General features: G+C 35.4%; 17 protein-coding genes. 7 read left to right on the top strand and 10 right to left on the bottom strand.

The genetic code is table 11. The features are described from left to right. Positions 1-436: 436 nt before the first annotated feature. Positions 437-1,057, bottom strand: a complete 621-nt coding sequence (locus tag ACKXGU_RS13860; RefSeq protein WP_463465860.1) for an L-threonylcarbamoyladenylate synthase — start codon at positions 1,055-1,057, stop codon at positions 437-439. Positions 1,058-1,194: 137 nt separating this feature from the next. On the opposite strand from ACKXGU_RS13860, the gene ACKXGU_RS13855 reads away from it, so the two are divergent. Then, positions 1,195-2,160, top strand: coding sequence for an aspartyl protease family protein (locus tag ACKXGU_RS13855; RefSeq protein WP_463465859.1), 966 nt, complete (start codon positions 1,195-1,197; stop codon positions 2,158-2,160). Continuing rightward, positions 2,157-3,125: a hypothetical protein gene (locus ACKXGU_RS13850; RefSeq protein ID WP_463465858.1), complete on the top strand. Its 969-nt coding sequence runs from the start codon at positions 2,157-2,159 to the stop codon at positions 3,123-3,125. The genes ACKXGU_RS13855 and ACKXGU_RS13850 overlap by 4 nt, the downstream gene beginning before the upstream one ends. A 3-nt stretch (positions 3,126-3,128) precedes the next feature. Here the strand turns inward: ACKXGU_RS13850 and ACKXGU_RS13845 are convergent, their stop codons facing one another. Together ACKXGU_RS13845 and ACKXGU_RS13840 are read right to left on the bottom strand one after the other, a co-directional pair. Continuing rightward, positions 3,129-5,462 carry an ATP-dependent helicase gene (locus ACKXGU_RS13845; RefSeq protein WP_463465857.1) on the bottom strand — a complete coding sequence of 778 codons (2,334 nt, stop codon included), beginning with the start codon at positions 5,460-5,462 and terminating at the stop codon, positions 3,129-3,131. 91 nt (positions 5,463-5,553) lie between these two features. Continuing rightward, complete coding sequence (locus ACKXGU_RS13840; protein ID WP_463465856.1) at positions 5,554-7,077, bottom strand: hypothetical protein; 1,524 nt, start codon at positions 7,075-7,077, stop codon at positions 5,554-5,556. 87 nt (positions 7,078-7,164) lie between these two features. On the opposite strand from ACKXGU_RS13840, the gene ACKXGU_RS13835 reads away from it, so the two are divergent. Continuing rightward, positions 7,165-8,721: an FMN-binding glutamate synthase family protein gene (locus ACKXGU_RS13835; protein ID WP_463465855.1), complete on the top strand. Its 1,557-nt coding sequence runs from the start codon at positions 7,165-7,167 to the stop codon at positions 8,719-8,721. 67 nt (positions 8,722-8,788) lie between these two features. Here ACKXGU_RS13835 and ACKXGU_RS13830 read toward each other — a convergent pair whose 3' ends face one another. Both ACKXGU_RS13830 and ACKXGU_RS13825 read right to left on the bottom strand, forming a co-directional pair. After that, positions 8,789-9,112 carry a T9SS type A sorting domain-containing protein gene (locus tag ACKXGU_RS13830; protein ID WP_463465854.1) on the bottom strand — a complete coding sequence of 108 codons (324 nt, stop codon included), beginning with the start codon at positions 9,110-9,112 and terminating at the stop codon, positions 8,789-8,791. Then, on the bottom strand, positions 9,072-10,394 hold the full coding sequence (locus ACKXGU_RS13825) for a leucine-rich repeat domain-containing protein (RefSeq protein WP_463465853.1): 1,323 nt from the start codon (positions 10,392-10,394) through the stop codon (positions 9,072-9,074). The genes ACKXGU_RS13830 and ACKXGU_RS13825 overlap by 41 nt, the downstream gene beginning before the upstream one ends. Before the next feature lie 233 nt (positions 10,395-10,627). On the opposite strand from ACKXGU_RS13825, the gene ACKXGU_RS13820 reads away from it, so the two are divergent. Continuing rightward, the gene (locus ACKXGU_RS13820; RefSeq protein WP_463465852.1) at positions 10,628-11,149 is read left to right on the top strand and encodes a DUF7935 family protein; all 522 of its coding nucleotides are present in this window, start codon (positions 10,628-10,630) and stop codon (positions 11,147-11,149) included. Here the strand turns inward: ACKXGU_RS13820 and ACKXGU_RS13815 are convergent. From ACKXGU_RS13815 to ACKXGU_RS13800, 4 genes are all read right to left on the bottom strand, one after another. Beyond that, positions 11,133-12,032 (bottom strand): patatin-like phospholipase family protein, encoded by a 900-nt coding sequence (locus ACKXGU_RS13815; RefSeq protein ID WP_463465851.1) that lies wholly within the window; start codon positions 12,030-12,032, stop codon positions 11,133-11,135. The two genes, ACKXGU_RS13820 and ACKXGU_RS13815, sit on opposite strands and share 17 nt — an antisense overlap. Position 12,033: 1 nt before the next feature. Beyond that, complete coding sequence (locus ACKXGU_RS13810) at positions 12,034-12,942, bottom strand: patatin-like phospholipase family protein (RefSeq protein WP_463467440.1); 909 nt, start codon at positions 12,940-12,942, stop codon at positions 12,034-12,036. A 1-nt stretch (position 12,943) separates the two neighbouring features. Next, positions 12,944-14,950 (bottom strand): M1 family metallopeptidase, encoded by a 2,007-nt coding sequence (locus tag ACKXGU_RS13805; RefSeq protein WP_463465850.1) that lies wholly within the window; start codon positions 14,948-14,950, stop codon positions 12,944-12,946. A gap of 80 nt (positions 14,951-15,030) precedes the next feature. Continuing rightward, the gene (locus tag ACKXGU_RS13800) at positions 15,031-16,719 is read right to left on the bottom strand and encodes a peptide-N-glycosidase F-related protein (protein WP_463465849.1); all 1,689 of its coding nucleotides are present in this window, start codon (positions 16,717-16,719) and stop codon (positions 15,031-15,033) included. Positions 16,720-16,805: 86 nt separating this feature from the next. Here ACKXGU_RS13800 and recG point away from each other — a divergent pair, with 86 nt between their 5' ends. Continuing rightward, positions 16,806-18,944 carry an ATP-dependent DNA helicase RecG gene (gene recG / locus ACKXGU_RS13795; RefSeq protein ID WP_463465848.1) on the top strand — a complete coding sequence of 713 codons (2,139 nt, stop codon included), beginning with the start codon at positions 16,806-16,808 and terminating at the stop codon, positions 18,942-18,944. Positions 18,945-19,006: 62 nt separating this feature from the next. Here recG and ACKXGU_RS13790 read toward each other — a convergent pair whose 3' ends face one another. Beyond that, positions 19,007-20,092 carry a DUF2911 domain-containing protein gene (locus tag ACKXGU_RS13790; protein ID WP_463465847.1) on the bottom strand — a complete coding sequence of 362 codons (1,086 nt, stop codon included), beginning with the start codon at positions 20,090-20,092 and terminating at the stop codon, positions 19,007-19,009. Between the two features lie 193 nt (positions 20,093-20,285). Here ACKXGU_RS13790 and ACKXGU_RS13785 point away from each other — a divergent pair, with 193 nt between their 5' ends. Together ACKXGU_RS13785 and ACKXGU_RS13780 are read left to right on the top strand one after the other, a co-directional pair. Beyond that, positions 20,286-20,942: a TetR/AcrR family transcriptional regulator gene (locus ACKXGU_RS13785; protein ID WP_463465846.1), complete on the top strand. Its 657-nt coding sequence runs from the start codon at positions 20,286-20,288 to the stop codon at positions 20,940-20,942. An 8-nt stretch (positions 20,943-20,950) separates the two neighbouring features. Next, positions 20,951-22,258 (top strand): ABC1 kinase family protein, encoded by a 1,308-nt coding sequence (locus ACKXGU_RS13780; protein WP_463465845.1) that lies wholly within the window; start codon positions 20,951-20,953, stop codon positions 22,256-22,258. The last annotated feature ends 3 nt before the right edge of the window (positions 22,259-22,261 follow it).

Below are 22,261 nucleotides of genomic sequence, written 5' to 3'. Positions count from 1 at the left end.
GCAGCATAGCTCCCAAAAATTTATACTTATTATCATCCCTGAAGAGAAATGATATATTTCTACCATAAATTTTATGAAAAATGACTGATAAAACTCTATAAAGTATTAAAAACATTAAAGAGCTCATTGATAAACTAAAAACAATTCTATTATTTAGATTATCAAACTGATTTAGTATATAAATAGAACCAATGTTCAGTAGGCATACCGAAAAAAAACCTTTGACAAAAACTCTTCTATCAACAAAGTATGGGCTAGAAAAAAAAGTTGCAAAAAAATATAGAGTGAAAAGGAAGATTAAAATACTTTCATAATAAACTGTGTTATAGTATAGAATTGATGATAAGAGTAAAATGCAGAAAAAAGCTATAATAAAATAGAGCATCTGCTTTTCAAAAATTCTAAAATTCAATTTTTCATCCATTCAACTATTAGATTAAAAAATCTCCAAACTCCCTTTACCCTCTCTAACTATTACAGGCACATCTTCAGATAAATCAATAATGGTTGATGCCACATTATCACCATATCCAGCATCAATAACCAAATCCACTAAATTATCCCATTTTTCATAAATCAGTTCAGGGTCGGTAGTATACTCCAAAACATCATCCTCATCATGAATGGATGTTGAAATGATGGGGTTTCCCAACTGCCTAACTATTTCCAGTGCAATGGCATTGCCCGGAACGCGAATCCCAACAGTCTTTTTCTTTTTAAAAACCGATGGTAACGTTTTGGCACCTGGTAAAATAAACGTGTAAGGACCTGGCAAGGCTCTTTTTAGAATTTTAAACGTAGAATTATCTATTTGCTTAACATAATCACTCAAGTTACTTAAGTCATGACACACAAAAGAAAAATTGGCTTTTTCAAGTTTGACACCTTTTATTTGAGCTATCCGCTCTAAAGCTTTGACATTGGTAATATCACATCCCAATCCATAGACCGTATCGGTTGGATAAATAATCAATCCGCCACGTTTTAAAACCTCAACGACTTTTTTTATTTCCCTTGGATTAGGGTTTTCTTCATAAATCTTAATAAATTCTGCCATTGACAATTCTTTTAAGTGATTCCATACAAATTAAATATTTTTGTTTCAATTGGTCGGTTAAATGGTAATAAAAATAAATTTTGATTAAAAAAGCCTGAATTTATGTAACATTTACCGTCATTTTGAGTCTTTATAATATGCCAAGACTCTTGTTATTCCTCTTACTTGTATTCTGTTCTTGTTTTTTAAGGGCCAATGATGTCATTAAGAAAAAGGCTATTATTTTTACGAAGTCCGAAAAAATTAATGAGCATACTACCCGAATACCCTTCAAACTGGTTGACCACCTGATTGTTGTGGAAGCCGAAATTCATGGGCAGAAAGGAAACTTCATCATTGATACCGGATCTGAAGCCATGATCCTGAATAAGGTTCACTTTAAAACCCTTTATAAACATCAAAAAAAAGACAATCAGTCCTATGGCATTTTAGAAGCCGTTGATAATCCCTACGAAAAACAAATCAAGGATTTTGTTCTTGAGAATTTCAAACTGGAATCCATAAATTCTGATGTTATTGATCTGTCTCATATCGAGAACAGTAAAAAAGTAAAGCTTTTGGGTATTATTGGTTTTTCAGTTCTCAAAGAATATGAAATTTTTATAGATCTCTACCTAAATCAAATAACATTATCAAAAGTAGATCGAGATGGAAATAAGCTAGATAAAGATGTTTATTTAGAAGAAATAGTCGATAGTCTCAATTTTACCCTCAAAAACCATACAATCATTCTCTATGGTGATGTTGATAACCAAAAGTTGAAATTCGGATTGGATACGGCAGCGGAATTCAATCAAATAAGTAAAAATCTCAATAAAGAGATTTTAAAAAACTTTATTCCTAAAAAACGATTAACTTTAGTCGGTGCTGGTAATAAAAAAATTGAAGTCATTGCCGGAAAAATGCACAGAGTCCGATTGAGCGAAACACTATTTTTCGGTCCAATGAATACGGTCTTGACAAATTTTAATCAAATGAATAAAGCATTTGGTACAGATTTAGATGGTATATTAGGGTACGAATTTTTAAAATCAAAACGAACAATTATCAACTATCATAAAGAAATGCTCTATTTTATAGAGTATCCTATAACACAACATTGAGAAAAGGTTTAATACATATTGTATTTGGTTTCTTTTTTTGTTTATCGCTTCTAGGTTTCTCCCAGGAAAAAACAATTAAAGGATATCGCATTGATGGTGATGATGTGGTATTTACTTTTGATAAGCGAGATTACGAAAAAATAACCTCTGATAAATATCAGTTTGCAGATGATTTTGAAGACTTTAAAATCCATGACGTCATTGTTTCCGGTCAGTTTAACAACTGGACTCGTGACGATTGGAAAATGCAGCGGATTAATGAAAATATTTTCGAATTACGAAAGAAAGTAACGGATTTCACCGATGAATTTTCATGGGAATTTAAGTTTTTGGTTAATGGGAAATTCTGGGCAGAGCCCAATAACGAAATTGCAAACATTGTACCTGCCAAAACTGAAGATGGAATTGAACTTCCTGTTTACAATCTCAAGCTTTACACTGCCTACCAAGATCAAAATGGAAATGCCTGTTTCAGGCTAAAAGGATTTAAAGATGCCGAAAAAGTTATTATTGCTGGTTCCTTTAACAAATGGAATGAAGATCATTTTAAAATGGCTAAAACAGAAAATGGCTGGGAATTATCATTACAAATTAATCCGGGTGTCTATGAGTATCGCTACATTGTCGATGGAGAATGGATAGAAGACCCTGGTAATCCAAATAAAGTGGAGAATGAATTTGGAGAATTTAATTCAGTCATTGACATTACCAAACTCGTCACTATTAATCTGAAAGGATTTACAGAAGCTCAAAAAGTCATTCTTTCTGGAAGTTTTAACGACTGGTCTGAAAACTCTTATAAAATGAAAAAGACAGACTATGGCTGGACCTACAACTTATGGCTTTCAGGTGGAAAGCATCATTATAAGTTTATTATTGAAGATGAATGGTATGTTGATCCTAATAACCCAGTAAAAGAATACGATGGTCACGGCAATATCAATTCAGTTATTATGGTTAAATAAGTCTTAACTGATCACCTTTAATTTAGCAAAGCGTAGTAATAGTTTTTTTACACCACCATTATCAAACTTAATTTCAGCCTTGGTATCGCCTCCTGCACCTTCGATTTTTAAGACCTCACCCTTACCAAATCGCATGTGCTCAACAACATTTCCAACTGAAAGCTTATTGTCAAACAAATTGGTATTGCCATTTGCTTGAGCCACCGGCTTCAGATTTTTAGGCGTTGTGACCGTTTTCTTTTCTATCCTCTCAATAGGTTTGCCCTTATTTTTGAATGATGGTTGAACGGGTTTTTTAAATCTAATTTTATTGGGTTCAATATCTCCAAAAATATCAGCATCAAGCATGGGATTAAACCGACGTTCCTCAATAGGGGTAATAACATCTAGATATTGATCGTCAATTTCTTCAATAAAGCGACTTGGTTCAGAGTCAATTAATTTACCCCAGCGATATCTTGATAATGCATAGGTTAAATACGCTTGTTTTTCAGCCCTCGTTAATGCCACATAAAATAAACGACGCTCCTCCTCCAGTTCACTTCTGGTATTCATACTCATGGCACTTGGAAACAGGTCTTCTTCCAACCCTACGATATAAACATATGGAAACTCCAGCCCTTTTGCCAAATGAATCGTCATGAGTGCCACATGATTGCTATCACCTTTATCGGCATCTAAATCGGTTGCTAAAGCCACATCTTCTAAAAATTCGGCTAATGATGCAGTGGCATCAGCCAATTCTTTCTGGCCTTCCACAAAATCCTTGATCCCATTGAGTAACTCTTCAATATTTTCCATTCTGGCAACACCTTCTGGTGTAGCATCTTTATTAAATTCTCGGATTAGACCACTAGCTTTGACCACATGATCGGCTAATTCAAAAGCATTAGCCGTTTGATTCAAGACCTGAAAACTCTTAATCAATGTTACAAAATCTTGGAGTTTATTACGTGTACCAGAGTTAATATTGATTTCAAGTTTGTCAATATGCTCCATAACCTCAAAAATCGATCGATTATAACCATTTGCAGCTACAATTAACCTGTCAATGGTAGTTTGGCCAATACCGCGAGCCGGGAAATTGATAACGCGCTTCAAAGCTTCTTCATCCGCTGGATTAATGATCAATCGCAAATAAGACAATACATCTTTGATTTCCTTGCGCTGATAAAACGACAATCCACCATAAATACGATATGGGATATCTCGTTTTCTCAAAGCATCCTCAATAGCACGCGATTGCGCATTGGTACGATATAAAACGGCAAAATCACTATTTTGTAATTGATTCTGCATTTTATTTTCGAAAATAGAACTCGCTACATATCGACCTTCATCACCATCCGTCAACGACCTGTTAACAATAATTTTGTTTCCTTCATCATTAGCAGTCCATACAACTTTATCTAATTTAGTTTGATTCTTGTCAATAATTGAATTGGCTGCATTAACGATATTTTTAGTAGATCGGTAGTTCTGTTCAAGCCTAAATACTTTGACATCGTCATAATCCCGTTGAAAATTCAAAATATTATTGATATTCGCACCACGGAAGGCATAGATACTTTGCGCATCATCTCCCACGACGCAAATATTTTGAAATCTATCAGACAAGGCTCTTACTATTAAATATTGTGAATGATTGGTATCCTGATACTCATCCACCAAAATATATCGAAACTTATCCTGGTATTTAGCTAAAACATCAGGAAAACGGGTCAATAACTCATTGGTTTTTAGCAACAAGTCATCAAAATCCATAACACCTGCCTTAAAGCAGCGCTCTACATAGTTTTTGTAGATTTCACCCATTTTGGGTCTACGAGCCATGGCATCAGCCTCTATTAGTTCTGGATTTTGAAAATAGGCTTTTACAGTTATTAAACTATTTTTGTAAGAAGAAATGCGTGAGCGAATCTGCTTGTATTTGTATACATCCTTATCCAGATTCATTTCCTTGATAATGGATGCTATCAATTTATCAGAATCTTGGGTGTCATAAATAGTAAAGTTGCTGGGATAACCCAATCGATCTGCTTCAAATCGCAAAATTTTAGCAAACACCGAGTGAAAGGTGCCCATCCATAAATTCTTGGCTTCACTTTCACCAACAATGGTTGCAATACGGGCTTTCATTTCACGCGCCGCTTTATTGGTAAATGTCAATGCCAAAATATTGAAGGCATCAACACCCTGACTCATCAAATAGGCAATTCTATAAGTTAATACCCGCGTTTTACCTGAACCTGCACCTGCAATTACAATCATGGGGCCTTCTTTCTGCAAAGTAGGCGCTAATTGCGCATCATTTAGCTGGCTTAAATACTTCTCCAAACTTCAAATCTTTTAAAGTGTGAAAATAACCAATGTACATGTTTTTGGGCGTTAGAATTATGAATAATTATAAACAATTTAAGAAAACATATTATTCAATTGTCATGGCTTTAACTAAACCTGCCCTCGTATTAATCCAAATATAATTGAACACAGATTTTGTTTTATTGCGCTGGATGTCATGACGTGTAACTTCAACAAAACCATCTGTCCCTTTTTTACTGCTTTTTGTGATGAATATGTTGAAAATGTCCGAAAGAAATCGATTTTTTTCTTGACCATTTTTTTTGAGCGCAACAATATCAAAAAAATCATATTTTACTTTAAAATCAATTTGAGATTTTTCCGAATTACCAAAAATGGTAAAATATGTCTTATCCAGTTCGCCTTCAAAACGCTTATTAAAGTTAGGCTGTGTAAATTTGTTTAGTTGGTCAGCATTCAATTTGCCCATTTCCGCTTGAAACAGAAACTCATCTTGGGTATTATTAACATCGAATTTCCACATTACATGAAGTGGCGCATGTTCCATAAAATTTGTATCTATTTGTAGAATAGTCTCATTAGGACTTGAATATGTATTTCCTAAATTTTCTATATCAGCATTAAAATTGGAAAAAACAATTTCTCCGGCAGATCTATCTTCTCTAACCTTTTCAGAGTACTTAATGTTTGCATTCTTAACTTTAATAGTGTCCATTGATAGTTTAAAATCTAGATGCCTTAACATTTTTCCATACAAACTTTTTATTTTGGGGTCGTCAGCAACCAGTTTATCTCTGTAGACTTCAAAAACTGGTTCATAAAAAACCGCTTTAGGAATTTTAACAAAAAAGACCTTGTCCTTCATATAACCTAAATCCATTTTATGCAAGCTAACTGAATCTACTTCCAAATTATAGTGGTCCCTCTCAACAGATATGATTTTAGAAAGTTCCTTTTTTGAGTACTTTGTTTTTAACTTGATATTTTTTAATGTAGATGATGTATTGGAAAACTTTGATTTTCCCGTAGTTAAATCCTCATAATCATTGAGTTTGAAAAACAAACTATCTAACTCCAAATTATACGAACCCACCTTAACAGGTATCATTTCTTTTTGGGTTTCAGTATTCAAAGTCATTTCGTTTAATAATAAATTAAAACCTTTAATATTTGTTTTTATGGAATCTGTAACAAAATCATAAATTGCCAGAGATCCATTACTAATTTTAAAATGGGATATTGAAACACTTTCATTTAATTGAATCACTTTTTCAGCACTGTACCCCTCTTTGTGAACCTGTTTATTATGATAGTATGTTATTATAGGCTCCGAAATTTTCAAATCTTCAATTTGAATGGTATCCCCAAAAAGATAATTCCAATAATTTATATTGTCAACTGTCAATGATTTAACCTTAATTTCCAAATTCGTTTTATTGCTTATTTCACCTATTCGAGTAAATTCCAGGTTTTGAATTTCAAGAAAATCACGCATCAAGCTTAACTGCAAATCGGAGTATGTCAAATTAACAGATTCAGGCAACCTATTTTTAAGCAGATTCTCTATTTTGCCCTTTAGATACATTTCACCAAAAAAAACAGTTAGCACCACAACAAATATGGCAGCCATTAATATCTTTACTATTGTTTTTAAAGCCTTGTGCACACACTAAATATATCCATTATTTTAAATATATTTACTTCAAATTAATACTTAATGGGTACTTTTTTCGAATTTCTTTGGCGAGTTAATTGGTGGGTGTGGCTAGTTATTATTCTTTTTTTAATAGCGATACGAGACATTTTTATTCAGAAAAAGCACACCATTAGTCATAATTTCCCAATCATTGGCCATATCAGATATCTATTTGAAAGCATTGGTCCTGAAATCAGACAGTACTTTGTTGCCAATAACCGAGAAGAACTTCCTTTTAACAGAATTGAAAGAGGCTGGATTTACGCCTCTGCAAAAAAAGAAAACAATTATGAAGGTTTCGGGACGGATAGGGACATTTATGCACACCAGCATATTTTTATCAATAATGCCATGATGCCTTATAAAATTGATAAAAATCATCCTAATGCTATAGACAAAAACTTTTTACCGTGTGCCAAAGTCATGGGGCTTTACAATAAGCGTAAAAAACCATATCGTCCAGCTTCCGTTATTAACGTATCTGCTATGAGTTTTGGTTCCCTCTCTGCTAAAGCTGTGGAATCGCTTAATAAAGGCGTTAAGATTGCTCATGCCTACCATAATACAGGCGAAGGCGGCTTATCTCCTTATCACAGTCATGGTGGCGATGTTATTTTCCATTTTGGTACAGGCTACTTTGGAGTGCGTGATGAAGAGGGAAACTTTTCAATGGACAAACTGGTTAAATTGGTTCAAAAGAATCCATTTATTAAAGCCATAGAAATTAAATTATCACAGGGTGCTAAACCTGGAAAAGGCGGTGTTTTACCAGCAGCAAAAATCACAAAGGAAATTGCCGATATCAGACATGTCCCTCTAGGAAAAGATGTTTTGTCACCTCCCAACCATTCTGCATTTTCAAACGTCCCCGAAATGATGGAATTCATTGAATCTATTGCAGAACATACCGGTTTACCGGTTGGTATCAAAGCAGCAATTGGCAAACTGGATGAATGGGAAGAATTGGCAGATTTAATGATTAAAACTGGCAAAGGACCTGATTTTATAACAGTTGATGGTGGCGAAGGTGGTACAGGTGCAGCACCTCCGAGTTTTGCGGATCATGTTTCTCTACCCTGGGTTTATGGCTTTAGTGATCTTTATAAGGTATTTCAAAGGAAGCAGCTCACAGAACGCATTGTTTTTATTGGCAGTGGAAAACTAGGTTTTCCAGCTAAAGCGGCAATGGCTTTTGCTATGGGCGCAGATTGTATTAATGTTGCTCGAGAAGCCATGATGAGTATTGGCTGTATTCAGGCACAAGTCTGCCATACGAATCGTTGTCCTAGTGGCGTAGCCACTCAAAGCAAATGGTTACAAAGCGGTATCAATATCCCTTTAAAATCTGAACGATTAGCCCAGTATTTTAGAACCTTTCGTAAAGAATTTATTGAGATAACCCATGCTGCAGGTTATGAACACCCATGTCAGTTTAAAATGAAAGATATAGATGTGAATGTAGATGACCACAACTTATCGGAAAATTTAAATAGAACCTACATGTACGAAAAAACAGAAGTGACATTTTCAAATGTGAACGCTCTAAAAACATGTCCATATTTAGGTGGTAACTATTAAAAATGCTTCAAATTATCCTACAACAATAATCTGAAGCATCATTAACTAACACTCAAATAAAATATCTTTATTCTTTAATAATTTTTTTAATAGTACTTCCTGATTCCGAAATCAATTTCAAGAAATAAACACCATCTGAAAGCTGTGAAAGATCAATGGATTTATTCGTTCGAATTAATTCCCCATTTAATATAATTTGTCCATTGACGCTTACTAAATTAAATTTCAAATCCTGATCCGTTAAAATTGTAACAACATCATTTACAGGATTCGGAAACAATGAAATAGAGTTGGAATCAAAATTTTCAACCGATAAACTAGCACAATCAATACTATATTCGGTCTGCTCATCAATTAAAGTCCAAGCACTGGGTGCTATATTCCGGATCATCTACTATAACACAAGTTAAAACAGCATTGTTGTAAGCACTGAAATCCCTAATCGCCGTATTATTCCCATTAGCAACATCTAAAAATTCGAGGTCATTATTCTCGCACAGCAATCGTCTCAATTGACCATTATTCGACAAGTCTAAACTCGTAATCTGATTATTGATACAGTTGAAGTAATTCAAAATACTATTTTGAGTCACGTCCAAAGCTGTCAAAAAATTGTTACCAATCGATAAATGCGTAATGGATACATTATTAGTAATATCAAGTTCTTCAAGCAAATTATTATATCCGTATAACTGTCTTAAATACGTGTTTTCTGAAAGATCAATATCACTTATTTGATTATCATAGAAGGATAAGTTATTTAGATTTGTATTTGCTGTAATATTTAATTCAGTTAATTGATTTTGTCCACATGATAAGCTTAAAAGTTCAAGGTTTTCATCTACAAGTAAGGCCGTCAAGCGGTTCATATTACAATTTAAAACTTCAAGAGCAGTATTGCTTTGGAGATCCAAACCAGACAATAGATTATTGTTACAGCTAAATTCTTTCAACCATGCATTTTGACTTAAATCAATACCCTGTAGAAGGTTATAAGACAAATCCAATATTTCAAGCGAACTATTAGAGCCAACATTGATTTCCTCAATCAAATTGTTTTTGCAAATAACCTCTTCTAAAAGAGGGTTGTTGCTTACATCAATTTGATATATTTCATTGGTACTACAGTTTAATTTCGCCAAAAGTGTATTGTGGCTCAAGTCTATCTGCTGAATGGTATTATTGGAACAATCAAATTCATCTAATAAATCTAAATTTGATAAATCCAATTCCGAGATATCATTAGAATGACAAATCAAACTCGTTAAATTAGAATTAATTGGGAAGTCAATGGTTTCAAGTTGATTATAATAACATTTAACCTGTATCAAATTGTTATTTGAAGTCAAATCCAGTTCGGTTAGATTGTTACTACTGCAATTTAAATAAATCAACGAACTAAAGTCTTCAATGCCAGTTAGATCATATATTCCACGACCATTAAGATTAAGATAATTAATGGTTGCAATGTTTTGTGATAGCACCTGTCCATCTAATGGATAAGAATCGTATCCCAATTGTATTAAAGCCGTTTCAAATTGACTATCTGGAATGGCAGTAAATTGCGAGAATCCATAAAAGGATGAAAGCATCATAACGACGAGACAAAAATGATGCAGTCTCAATTTCACATAAGTAGCCATGCTACGATTTAGGTTGGTCCTATTTTTCATTAGATTTGGGGTTACTAATTTTAAAATATTCAGACTTTAGGGTGCTAATATACAAAAAACAACTCTATGAAATGCATATTTTTTCGATAAAATGCGTTTTTATTTTTTATTATTCTGTTTTTCAAGTATTTACAAAATTGTCATTTTTCTGAAAATCTACACTATTATAAAGTTTATAGATGATTTTGTTTAGTTTGTAAAACACATTATGTTTGTTATTGAAATTACAAACTATGGATACGGAACAAATTATTGGTTTATTTTTATATGCTATTCCAGCGCTGATAACAGGTGCGATTGCATATTATTTTTTTAAGGAACACACCAAAAATGAAGATGGCAGACGCCGTTTTTTGCTGCAAAAGGAGATGCAAGTGAATGCCATGCCATTACGATTACAAGCTTATGAACGTATGGCGCTTTTTTTAGAGCGAATAACACCTTCTAAATTACTTATTAGAGTGCATCCAACTTCTTCTGATAAAGATATTTACGAATCATTACTTATACAAACAATTGAACAGGAGTTTGAACACAATTTATCACAGCAAATCTATTTAAGTGATGAGTGCTGGAACATTATTACAGCCGCCAAAAATGCCACCATTCAGCTAATTCGGAAAGCAGGCCTTTTAGAAAAAACCGATTCAGCCAATAAACTACGTGAGGTTGTATTAACAGAAATGATGGAGAAGCGTGCACCTAGTGACGCTGCTTTGTCTTTTATAAAACAAGAAGTCAGCGAGATGTGGTAGGATCGCCATGTTTAAGTTTAGCATATTCATAGCCTTGCTCCCACCATTTAACCATTAACCGTCTACTAAAAATCAATGAGTTTTCAGTAAGAGCAGTCGGTGTATAGTATAAATTAAGCTTGACACCTCTATTTTTTGCAGCTAATTGACCTATGATAATATCATTCCGTTCAACCTGATCCAAAAGATGGCCGAATAAATTGAGCATCAGTGAAAATGGATTTTTACCCAACACCTTATTTCGCTCCATGTTTTCAGCTTCCAATACAATAGCATCCACTTCGGTTGCACCGCGCTTGATAGCCTCCCTGATAGGCACTACACAACCCAACCCGCCATCAGCATACTCATAACCATTAACTTTAGCAATGGACATAAACGGAATATAGTTACAGGAAATCCAAATCCAATTACAAAATTCCTCATAAGTACAATCTTGAATGGATTTGTACTCTACACTGTTTTTAGACAAGTTGGATACTGTTACCACTAAATCATGCTTAGTTGATTTGATGACCTCATACTCCTCTCTCGTAAAGTTCTTTCTAATATTCCGTCTTAAGGCTTTACTTTCTCCAAAAGTTCTTTTTAAACGAACAAATTGCCATAAAGAGTTTACAAAATCAATGGAAACATACTCGCGATCCCCTTTTTTTCTCTGTACAAAAGGGCTAACGCTAAAAATGTCATGCTGTTGCACGTTAGTAAAAATGTCATAAAGCTTCGGAATATTGTTTACAGCCAAATGAGGCACTAATAAACTTCCGGTTGATGTACCCAAGAACATATCATATTCCTTCCCTTGTTCTTCCATTAAATATTGAGCTACACCTCCTGCATACGCCCCTTTACTTCCTCCTCCAGATATTACTAATGCTCTCATATTATGTCGCTATCTCTAATGGACTCGTTTGCTGATTTTTATGTTTGGCGTAATCAAAGCCACTGGACCACCACTTGGTCATTTTTTCTTTATCAAAAATTAATGAATTTGTAGTCAAGACGGTTGGCGTGTAATAAAAATCAATAATAGCTTCGTGATTGGATGCCACAAATTTGCCAATTCTAATATTCTGACTTTCAATTCTATCCAACATAAACGCAAACATATTTGTTAACAATGAAAACGCATTGAGCGATGGCATTCGGTTTAGTTGTGTGACTTCAGTTTGCAAAATAACCGCATCTACATGTGTAGCTCCACGTCTAATAGCCTCCTCAATGGGTACCATGGAACCCAGTCCTCCATCGGCATATTCACAACCATTCTTTTTAACCAAAGTCATAAATGGGGTGTAGTTACAAGAAATCCATATCCATTCACAAAATTCGTTATAATCAAAATCTTTTATTGATTTATACTCCACCTGATTCAAGGATAAATTAGAAACAGTCACCACAACGTCTTTTGCTCCATTCTTAAGTTCTAAAAAAGATTCTTCCGAAAAGCTGTTCTGAATTAATTTCTTTAGATTATGACTTTCCCCAAAGGTTTTTTGACCTTTTAAGATATTTCGTAACACATTTACATGATTGATTGCGATAGTTTCCAATCCTTTTTTCTTTTTGATGATAAACGGACAACTATCAAAAATATCATCTTGAGTCACATTTGTATAAATCTGTTTAATAGCTTCCACTTGCCCCAAAGCCAAATGTGAAACCAACAGGCTCCCAGTTGAAGTTCCAATAAACATATCATATCGGTGGTTCTTTTCCTGAATCAGGTATTGGGCCACGCCTCCAGCAAAAGCACCTTTACTCCCTCCTCCAGAAATAACCAAAGCCCTCATATTATTGTTGGTTTTTAATGTTTTGAATTTGCCTGGCATAAGTCTCGTTATTTGACAATCTATCCAATAGCCTATTCGCAAACTGTTTAAACTGCCAACTATGGTGACTACTTGCAGCAACCAAATGCCTCAAAGCCTGTTCCGGAAATAATCCAATGGCTTCCAAATAGGAAAATGAACCCATACGCACCTCAAAACTATAATTCGAAGACGTATAGTTGACCAGCTCATCAAAATAAGTCTGTTTGTCGCTTTCATGATAATCTGCTGTCGATAAAGCCAAAACTAACCAGAGTAAGCGTACATTCTTATCATTTAAACCTGTTATATCCACTGTTTCATTTAAATACTTTGGACGCTCTTCTGGAAAACTATTCCAAAGGTTATAGAGCGCATACTCAATGGTGATATAGGATTTATCATGCAAAAGCGATTCGTAAGCTGTTTTAAAAGAAATGGGTATATCCACAACATGCTCAGCAATGGCTTGCCTGACCTTTAAACCATCCCTAAAAACCTCTAGAGTGACTCGTTCAGGAACCTGAGATATAATTTTAGATTTAGCCTCTTCAGACAAAGGAGCTTCCATAAAGTAATCACATTTAGACGTTTTAGCTTCACAATCTGCCATGAGATACTCTTGCATAAAAACCGATTTCTCCAAACTTGCCATAGCCTGATTATATGGAAAAGATTTAGCCTCAAGCCATTCAGAAACAAAATCGTCTAATGACTTTTCGTGTAGTCTTTCTACCTCCTGAATAAAATTCGCAGTTTCCACATTTTTAAACTGATATTCATTTAAATAGTTTTTTACAGCCTGCTTAAAGACTTCTGTACCAACAAGCTCCTTAATAGCATGCAACACCCAAGCGCCACGTTTGTAAAATGTTGTGCTACTGGATTTTGGATCCAACAAAGATGTTCCTTGTCCATTATTATCCTGATCGAATAACTCTTGAGCATACTCATACAATCGCCAGTAGTAATAATTATCACCAAACACCTGCCTTTCAGCCAATAGCGCATAGTAGGTTGCAAAACCTTCTTGAAGCCAGTGATGTGTTCCCGATGTTTCCGTTACGAGATCACCAAACCACTGATGCGCCAATTCATGCGCATTGACATTGACATAGTTTCGGTCATTAAAACCAATGGAATCAGTTACAAAAGCATCAGAAAAAATCGTTAAACTGGTGTTTTCCATACCAGCATAGAGAAAATCATGCACAGGCACCTGCTTGTAATTTTGCCATGGATAAGGCACACCTATTTCCTGTTCCAAAAAATCAAATATTTGCTTTGTGTAACGATAAGTTGGCTCTACTTTCAAGGAGTCTTCGGGATAATAATACATTTCAATAGGAATACCGCTTTCAGAAGTCTCAACATACTTATCATACTTTCCAATTGCTAAAGCAACCAAATAACTGGACATTGGGCGCTCCATATCATAATGCCAAATAGTTTTCTCTTGCCCCACATCTTTATCAATCAGCTTACCATTTGCAAGAACCTGATAATCATTATCAAAAGTGATAGTTAGATCAAACTCAATTTTATCATTCATATCATCAATACTCGGTAACCAACTACTCGTGTATTTTCCTTGTCCTTGTGTCCAGACCTGATCAGGCGCATCATTATCCCAACCCACAAAATATAAGGCCTTGGAGGGCTTTGCAACCCAACTTACCGATAGCTTATAACTTTGTCCTGATTTGAAGGACTCTCTCACAATAATATGCTTTCCATCATATTCATGCTCTTTTGCCTCAAAATCACCCAACGAAACTGCTGAATGTTTAAAATTCATCGCATCAACAAAAATAGAATCCACGTCCCTTAAAACAGTAAAATTATAAACCACTTCTCCACCTATATACCCTTCGGAAGTGCCTATCTCAAAGACATTAGCTTTTGCAGAAATAAAATCAACATAATCCGTTTGTTGCGCCATCAAAGACGCAGCCCACAGAAACAAAGACAAAACCAAGGTGAATTTCATATTAATGCGTTATCAACGATAGTACCAAAATACAAAAGGCACGTATAAAAACGTGCCTTTCTATTAAAAACTCTTATATTTTAATCTGACACTGACGGAGCCGATATAGCTGTATTGCTTTTAACAACTACATAAGTAGAAGTTGCATAATACGCATCACCATTACCGTTGTTATTGGTCCAGTCCTCAAAATCATATTCAAAAGTAAAGGTGCTTCCAGCCATAGACGCAGCAAAATTGTCTGTTCTTACTGGCACAGCCATACCCGGACACCAACCTGCTCTATCTGGTTGCCAATTCCCCGGATCTTGATTACTAACAGGGTTTGACGCACAACCTATGGGACCCAAATCATGAACAAAAGTATTGACACCATTGATTTTTACATCGTGAGCACGATAACACCATTCCGCACATGGCCTGCCGTCCGAATCTGCCGGTGTAGCATGTCCCCAACCTGAAATAATAGTCCTTAAGTGTGTGCTTTCGGCATTGGCAGGGATAGATACTGATTTATCCAAATCAAGCCCGTGAGCAACACCATAAGGCACGCCGCTAATAGAATTTGCATGAAAACCTAGTACTTCAGATACCGCATAATAAGGGAAATCTGGCGTTCCTTCTATATAATCAAATTCCAACGTAATCAAATCGGCCTTTTGAGTCCAGTTTTCAATGTAAATGCGGACTTCTACAGATCCAGTTAATAAACTTTTGAAATCAGTCACATCAAACTCCAAACCTCTTTCCAATTGTTGAGTTCCAACCCAATAAGGTGTAATATATCTTCCTATTTCAAACCAATTCCCCGTATCCGAATCCTTTACTTTTATATTTGCAAATCGGTCCCAATCATCACAGCCTGTGCTTGGACAGTCTATTTGCAGGTACATTTTAATTTGAGCTACATTCGATATATCATCATGCAAATTAAACACTTGAGAAGCCGACTGATTAAAACCACCTCCAAAGCCCAATGGCTGCTGATCAAAGGTCATATAATTATGAATAATCGGTAACCCTGTTCCAGTCAATGCTACTTCAACATCATCGGTTAAAGCATTTTGAACAGTCAAAATTCCGGACAGCTCTTCAGCTGAAGAAGGGGCAAATCGCACATATACAACTGTATTATCATTTACATTAGCCACATCTATTAAAACAGAATCACCAAAAGAAACCCCATCTAAAGACACTTCAAAATCACTGGAAACATTCACCGTAGTTGCGTTTTCCAAATTATCCCCATTAACTATTATTTGCTGGACATCAGAAACCTGATCAACAACTATTTCACCAAAATCCAAGCTAACCCGGTTAACCGTGACCACAGGAGCAATACTAACCCCTATACCTATAACATTCAAAACTTTATTCGTTGCCCCCGAGCTTTGAAACGTTACGGTTCCTTGAACATTTCCAACAGCTGTTTCTTGAGGCGCGAACCTCACATATACCGAAACATTTCCTGAATTGGCATCGCTTTTTGAAATTGACACATTATTTGAAAAATTTATATCATCCAATGACACCTCAAAATTTTCAGTTACAGTTACATTGAGACCTGCCGTTAAATTCTGCCCCTTGACTGTAACAGCCTGTGAACCAGAAACACTTAACACATCGACCTCTCCAAAATGGATAAATGACCCTGTTACAATTAAATTTGCTCCCGAATTGTCACCAGAACTATCGTCGCTACTACAATTAAAACTAACCGCCATAACCACGACTGCTATAAACCATATTGCGGCTTTAAAATACCTCATACTGTTATTTGATTTTTTAAATTAACAGAATGCAATTTATGAAAATCTGTCAATAAACTTGTATTTTAGTCTTCCATAAACTTAAGATGGCAGTAAACTTACAAACTCCCATAGATTACTTAAAAAATGTTGGTCCAAACAGAGCAGACCTATTACGAAAAGAATTAGGTATTCACACCTATCAAGACTTACTAAATCTTTTTCCGAACAGATATTTAGACCGCACTAAATACTATAAAATAAGTGACCTTGAGCGCAATAGTTCTGACGTTCAGGTTGTAGGGAAAATTGTCAAATTTGAAGAAATTGGACAAAAACAAGGGAAACGCCTGGTAGCAACCTTCCAGGATGACACAGGAACCATGGAACTAGTTTGGTTTCGAGGCCAGAAATGGATACGTGATAGCTTAAAACTACAGACCCCTTATGTAATTTTCGGAAAAACCAATTGGTTTAATGGCAAGTTTAGCATGCCCCACCCAGATATGGAGTTGCTATCGGAACACAATAAAAGTTTAAGTTCTGCGATGCAGCCCCTCTATCCTTCTACTCAAAAATTGACCAACAAAGGCATCAGCAATCGTGTAATCACTAAAACTATGCAACAGTTGTTTTTGGAAACCAACGGTCGTTTTATAGAAACCTTATCACCTGAACTTCTGGAAGCCCAAAAATTACTATCAAAAAGCGATGCATTATTCAATGTTCATTTTCCAAAAAATCAGGAGCTTTTAACCAAAGCACAATACCGATTAAAATTCGAAGAATTATTCTACATCCAATTACAACTAATTTTAAAAAACCTCATTCATAAATCAAAAATAAAAGGCCTTCCTTTCAATCAAGTGGGTGATTATTTTAATACCTTTTTTAATGACCATTTACCTTTTGAATTGACCCAGGCCCAGAAGCGTGTGCTTAAGGAAATTCGAACCGATTTAGGTAGTCAGGCACAAATGAATCGCTTGTTACAGGGCGATGTGGGTTCCGGGAAGACCATAGTTGCCTTCATGTCAATGCTCATGGCACTTGACAACGGTTTTCAAGCCTGTTTAATGGCTCCGACTGAAATTTTGTCAGTCCAGCACTATAACGGATTACTTGAGTGGTGTAATAAATTGAAAATCAGCATAAAAATATTAACTGGCTCAAGTAATACTTCAGAACGAAAAGAAATTCATAAAAATCTTGAAAATGGTCAATTACAGATCCTAATTGGTACTCATGCCCTCTTGGAAGATACTGTAAAATTCAAAAATTTAGGACTTGCTATTATCGACGAGCAACATCGTTTTGGAGTAGCTCAAAGAAGCAAATTATGGCACAAAGGTCCAAACCAAAATCCTGAAAACGCGCCTGCTCAAAATGCCATTCCGCCACATATTTTAATCATGACCGCAACACCTATTCCAAGAACTTTAGCCATGTCGGTTTATGGTGATTTGGACATTTCTATAATTGATGAGTTGCCTCCTGGACGACAAGCCATCAAAACAGTCCATCGATATGACAAAAACAGGCTGAAAGTTTTTAGGTTCATCCGAGATGAAATAGAAAAAGGTAGGCAGATTTACGTTGTGTATCCACTCATTCAGGAAAGCGAAAAAATGGATTACAAAGATTTAATGGATGGCTATGCCAGTATTGAAAGGGACTTTCCAAAGCCAAAATACCAAATATCCATAGTGCATGGAAAAATGAAGGCGGCTGACAAAGACTATGAAATGCAACGTTTTGTAAAAGGCGAAACCCAAATTATGGTAGCCACAACCGTAATTGAAGTAGGTGTAAACGTTCCCAATGCCTCTGTAATGGTCATTGAAAGTGCCGAGCGCTTTGGCCTATCCCAACTTCATCAGTTGCGAGGTCGTGTTGGTCGCGGCGCCGAACAGAGTTATTGCATATTAATGACAAGCCATAAACTGAGTAACGATAGTAAAACCCGATTAGAAACCATGGCACGTACCAATGACGGTTTTGAAATTGCCGAAGTAGATTTAAAACTCCGTGGCCCAGGCGACATTATGGGCACCCAGCAAAGCGGCGTCCTCAATCTCAAGATAGCGGACTTAATAAAAGATAATGATATCTTAAAATCTGCACGATATTATGCGAAACAAATCTTGAATAATGACCCATCATTATCTTCACCAAGTAACAAAGCTATTTTGAATACTTATAGACAAATGGCCAAATACCGGAATATCTGGAATTATATCAGTTAAAAGGGCTCAACCGCATGTGGATGAGCCCTTTAAACAAACTATTGGTGATTGGATTGATGACCTTACAAAGCACCTAATTCTTTGAGATGTTTCTCGGAATTGGTTCTGACATTCTCAGGTGGGTTCATGGATAACGATTTTTTAAAGTTCTTTATTGCTTTTTGGTTTTCTCCCATGGTTTTGTAGCATTCACCTAAACTATCATATCCATTAGGGTCTTCAGGATAATTCGCTATATTTTGCTTAAAAAATTTCACAGCTCGATCGTAGTCTTTCGCATTCATCATTTGATAGCCCAGAGCATTTAACTGTTGTTTATTAGCTATAGCTGCAGCCTCATCCATTAAAGATGCATACTCATCTGTGCGTCCGAGCTTATTCAGTATTTGACCTTTAATTGCCAAATTATTAAACGTTTTTTGACTGTAGAAATTCCCCGAAATAGCACCATCAATCCAGCCAAGCGCTTCATTTAAATCACCGCCATTATTTAGTGCATAGGCAGCTGCTTGTTCCCAGTTTTGACGACTAAAACCAAATTGACCGTTGGTTTTACTACGAAATTCATCCAAAACCACATCGGTAACATCAACAGATAAGTTAAATGGAAATTCCTTATCTCCCCAAATTAATGATGCTACCGCATCATTGGGATTAACGGTGTTGAACTCAAACGTCAAGAGCTCATGGAACGCTGCTTTTTTGGTGGTAATTTCAGCCCTTAAGGCATCGTTTTTTTGGTCATAATAAAAACTTCCCCAGGCCTGGTAATCCTTTGAAAGGATTAAAGTTGCAGTATCATTGTTTTTAACTTCAAAAAATAATCCATAGGTACCCGCTTTAATGGGTTTGCCTTCCACAAAAGCATCATGACTAAAGGAAATGGTTGTATTTTCATTAGCTCCGGCACGCCAAGGAGCAGCTTTAGATGTTCCAAAACCTAAATTGTTCATTCCATAAGGCACCAATGCTCCCCAGATATCGCGACCATTGACACTGGGTCTTGAATAGGTAATACTAATATCGGTAATTCCCACACGCTGTGTAACCGTAGCTTGTTGGCTACCACGAGGCGTGTTTAGTTGTGCATGAGCCGAGAGGCTAAACACGAAGTAAATCAACACGGAAAAAAAGTTAATCTGTTTCATAATAAAGTGGATTAATTAGTTGGGTTGAAGTTAGATACAAACTGAACTGCAAGATGTTAGCGTTGTGTTAATTAACAGCAATCAATTGTTAATTAACTATTTATTAAGAAGCTATTTGCTTGTTAACTAAAAAATAATTATTTATTTTTGTCTAACTTTTTTATTTAAAAGTTAAACAAAATTATATTTTATCATGGCAAGAAAGAAAAAAATAACCCAGCAAGATATATTAGGCTTCTACATGGATTACGTATTGGAAAATAATAAACGTCCTCAATCAGTTTATGCCTTGGCAAAAGCTTACAACTTCGAAGAACAAGCCTTTTACAAATATTTTGGGTCTATAGAAGTTTTAGACCAACAAATATTTCTCGAGTTCTTCAACAGCACTTTAGAAGTCTTAAATAACAGTGAAGATTATCAATCATACGACTCTAGGCATCAGTTATTGAGTTTTTACTATACATTCTTTGAGAACTTGACAGCCAATAGAAGTTTTGTCAAGTACATATTAAGCCAACATTCCAATCAGCTTAAAAATCTCAAAATGTTATCCCATTTACGAAAAAGTTTCAAATCTTACATTAAAGGTTTACATATTGATTTACCTGATTTTAAAAACAAGCAAATTGATAGCATTCAAACCAAAGGACTTGAAGAAACTGCCTGGGCTCAACTACTATTTACCCTCAAATTCTGGATGCAAGATCAATCTGCAAATTTTGAAAAAACAGATATTTTCATTGAGAAATCTGTCAATGCTACATTTGACCTCTTGGACGTTTCAGCCTTAAAAAGCTTAATTGACTTAGGCAAGTTTATCATAAAAGAAAAATCATTCATGAACTAATGCCTACCATGAAAACCATAGACAAAATACCAACATCAAAATTACAACGCGCTTCCAAACTGGTGTCAACAGGAGCGAAAGTAGGTGTTAATTACCTGAAGTATTATGGTGATAAACTTACCAAAACCGAAATTGAAGCCAAAGAACGGTTAAATGAAAATAACGCTTCCGATATATATGATGGTTTGAAGCAACTCAAAGGAAGTGCCTTGAAGGTTGCCCAAATGTTGAGTATGGAGAAGAGTATCATGCCAAGAGCTTATGTTGAAAAATTTTCCTTGGCACAATTTTCAGTCCCTCCATTATCACCTCCATTAGTTATTAAAACATTTAAAAAGTATTTTGGAAAATTACCCAATGAAATATTTGATATGTTTCAGGCAACATCAGTCAATGCCGCCAGTATTGGTCAAGTACATATAGCCCAAAAGGACGGGAAAAAATTAGCTGTGAAAATTCAATACCCTGGTGTTGCCGAAAGTATCTCTTCAGATTTAGCTATGGTTAAACCCATTGCCATGAGCATGTTTAATATTAAAGGTGATGGTTCAGACAAATATTTTAAGGAGGTTGAGAGTAAATTGATTGAAGAAACCAATTATGTACTGGAACTCCAGCAAAGCCAGGAAATAGCAGATGCCTGTTCTCACATTCCAGGGATACTGTTCCCAAACTATTACGAGGATTTATCGTCAGAACGCATTATTACCATGGATTATATGGAAGGTATTCATTTGTCAGAATTCACTAAACATAATCAAGACGCAGATCTGGCGAACAAAATTGGGCAAACCTTATGGGACTTCTACATGTATCAAATTCATAAATTAAAGAAAGTACATGCCGATCCGCATCCAGGTAACTTTTTAGTATCCAATTCCAATGATTTAATTGTTTTGGATTTTGGCTGTATGAAGGAAATACCGGAAGAATTCTATATACCCTATTTTGAATTGGCACTGAAAGAAAATTTGAATAACAAAGAACGTTTCACTCAAAAAATGTATGAATTGGAAATTTTAAGACCAGATGATTCTCCAAAAGAAATAGCCTTTTTTTCAGAAATGTTCCATGAGATGTTGAGTCTGTTTACGCAACCCCTGCATGAGGAATATTTTGATTTTTCAAACGCTGACTTTTTTGGAAATATTGCGCGATTGGGCGAGAAATACTCTAAAAACACACAACTTCGCAAAATGAATGGTAATCGTGGGTCAAAGCACTTTATTTATATGAACCGGTCGTTTTTTGGTCTTTACAATTTGATGTTCGATTTAAAAGCGAATCACATTAGAATTAAAAATATCGCATTTTAATTG

This window comes from Hanstruepera sp. CR43, from assembly GCF_055227665.1.
Note: the sequence above shows the minus strand (reverse complement) of the source record. Positions and strands in the feature narration are given on the sequence as shown.